The 2,271-nt window shown below is 63.5% G+C and carries 1 protein-coding gene and 2 pseudogenes; 2 read left to right on the top strand and 1 reads right to left on the bottom strand.

Annotated elements, in window-relative coordinates; all coding sequences use genetic code 11:
* Nucleotides 1–95 (top strand): annotated as a pseudogene (locus ACXJ7R_RS29095) (ribbon-helix-helix domain-containing protein); the annotation flags it as partial.
* A gap of 60 nt (nt 96–155) precedes the next feature.
* Here the strand turns inward: ACXJ7R_RS29095 and ACXJ7R_RS29100 are convergent.
* Entirely contained in the window at nt 156–1,958 is a 1,803-nt protein-coding gene (locus ACXJ7R_RS29100; protein WP_457154847.1) for a chloride channel protein, read from the bottom strand.
* Nucleotides 1,959–2,110: 152 nt separating this feature from the next.
* Between ACXJ7R_RS29100 and ACXJ7R_RS29105 the strand changes: the two are divergent.
* Nucleotides 2,111–2,271, top strand: a pseudogene (locus ACXJ7R_RS29105) (MarR family transcriptional regulator); the annotation flags it as partial.

Below are 2,271 nucleotides of genomic sequence, written 5' to 3' on the forward strand. Positions count from 1 at the left end.
TCGCCGAAGTCGACGAGACGCGGCCCCGCGACACCAACCTGTCTTCGGCTCTCCGGCTCTTTGTCCTGCAGTGGGCAAAGCGCGGCGCCGGCTAAATCTTTGACTTTACGCAATTTCGGACGGAAAACTGTCTCGCACTTTTCCTGGAATTGCTTCTAGAGGCTCTCGACCGCGTCCGTCTTTTTCCTGCGTCTGGTGCCGAAGGCAAGCAGGGTCGAGCGATCGCGTTCCTCGGCCTGTTTCCTCGACCGCACGCGCATCAGATCCTTCCAGCCGACATAACCGACCAGCTGCAGGCCCTCGCGGGTGACGACAGGCAGATGGGAGACGTTGGCCAGGAGCAGCTTGTCGGAGAGACCCTCAAGATACTCATCTGGATAGGCCAGCGTAATCTTGCTGCCGGCCAGCAGCTCGCCAAGCGTCGTGGTGCGGTGCGTGCCGGCGCGTCTCCAGCGCAGGATTGCCGGCGGATCGATGAGACCGAGCACATGCCCGTTCTCGTCGACGACGGGAAAACTTGGATGCCGCGTTTCCGGCGCCGTCAGGAATGCCGCCGCGCCATGCAGCGTCATCGCAGCAGGTACGCTCTCGACCTGAGAGGTCATCACCTCGCGCACCCTGGTCAGGGCGAAGGGATCGACACGGTATTCGCGAACCAGATGGTGTCCCCTTCTGGCGATCTTCTCGGTCAGGATCGAACGCTTCATCAAGAGCACGGTGACGGCATGTGCCGCCGCGCAGGCCGCGATCAGCGGCACCAGCATGTGCGTGTTGCCGGTCAGCTCGACGGCAAAGAAGGTTGCGGTCAACGGCGCCCGCATCGTGCCGCCCATGGTCGCGGCCATCGCCAGCAGCGCCCAGAAGCCCGGATCGGCCGCGGGCAGAACGCCGGCGAGCACCGCTCCCATCGCCCCGCCCATGATCAGCAGCGGTGCCAGCACGCCCCCGGACGTTCCCGAACCAAGCGCCACCGACCAGATGATGGCCTTCACCACCAGGAGGACGAGGGCCGCGGTGGCGACCGTGCGGCCATCCAGCATGTCGGTGATGTTGTCATAGCCGACGCCGAGCGCCTGCGGCTCGATCAGTCCGCCTATGCCGACCACCAGGCCACCCAGCATCGGCCACCACATCCAGTGAATGGGCAGCTTCTGGAAGCCGTCCTCGCAGGCATAGACCATCTGCGTCAGCAGCCCCGACAACAGGCCGGCCGCAACACCGATCGAGACCCAGCCGGCAAGGCCGATGAAGGACACCTCCATGCCGCCCTGAAACGGAAAGATCGGCCCGGGCAGATGCAGGATGGTGCGCTCGACCTCGGCAATGATTGCCGCGACCGCCACGGGAATGAAGCTACGCGGGGTCCATTCGAAAAGCAGCAGTTCGACCGCCAGCATGATGGCCGCGATCGGTGTGCCGAAGACCGTGGTCATGCCGGCCGCCGCACCTGCCACCAGCAGCGTCTTGCGCTCATTGTCGGTGACCGGCAGCATTTGTGCGATCAGCGAGCCGATCGCGCCGCCTGTCATGATGATCGGGCCCTCGGCCCCGAACGGGCCGCCCGAGCCGATCGAAATCGCCGACGACAGCGGCTTCAGGATTGCAACCTTGGCGTCGAGCCTCGAGCGCCCGAGCAGGATCGCCTCGATGGCCTCCGGAATACCGTGGCCGCGGATCTTCTCGCTGCCGAAGCGCGCCATCACCCCGATGATCAGCGCGCCGATCACCGGGACGACGACCGAGGCATAACCAAGCGGCGTGTCCTGCAGCTTCAGATCGGCAAGCGTGAACTGGCCAAAATAGGCAATGTTGGTGGCAAGCCGGATCAGTTTCAAAAGCGCGATGCCGGCAAACAGCCCCGCCGTCGCCACCACCACGGCGATGGCGGCGACGAGCAGCACCCTGGCATCGGTGGTGAAATCCCTGAGATGACTGGGATTGGAGTGATTGGGCTTCATGACGGACTTTGCTTTCTGGCGGCGAGCCGTATCTCGCGGCATGGTCGAGGCGGCCAGCCGGCTTTGTCGGTTGGCTATGTATCGTAACACGATATAAATATTCAAGTCGGTTTTGCTCGAAATCCGTTTGAGCTTTCCCGGAAAACGAACAAATGTCTGGTATGACGCAGCCGCAGAAACCACGCCCCGCCATCAAGCAGTCCGACTACCAGCGGCTGTCCGAATTTCGCTACCTGATCCGCCGCTTCCTCGAATTCAGCCAGATCCAGGCGGAAGACGCCGGCCTGACGCCGCGCCAGCATCAGGCGTTGCT

This window comes from Mesorhizobium sp. P5_C1, from assembly GCF_054049815.1.